This is a genomic window from Paraburkholderia sp. J41 (assembly GCF_905220235.1).
Classification (GTDB): domain Bacteria; phylum Pseudomonadota; class Gammaproteobacteria; order Burkholderiales; family Burkholderiaceae; genus Paraburkholderia.
Window position 1 is genome coordinate 1 of sequence record NZ_CAJMZE010000121.1, and the last position, 244, is coordinate 244.

Here is a 244-nt window from a genome sequence, read left to right on the forward strand (position 1 = left end):
GATCGCGTTGGCCGTCGAGGCCGCCGTGTTGTACAGCTGCGAACCGTTGACCGCATCGAGGCTCGATACGTTCACGAGGCCGTTAGCCACGTTGTGCAACGCCACTGCGCTTGCACCCGAGCCACCCAACGTCACCGACGTATGCGCCGACGAGTCGTACACCACCGCGTCAGCCATCTTGCCGTTGATATTGGTGATCTGGCTGTTGATGCTCGTCACGCTGCCCGCGAGGTTCGACACGTTG

1 pseudogene is annotated in these 244 nt (G+C 61.9%); it reads right to left on the reverse strand.

The features are described from left to right. A pseudogene (locus U5805_RS31705) lies at positions 1-244 on the reverse strand (adhesin); the annotation flags it as partial.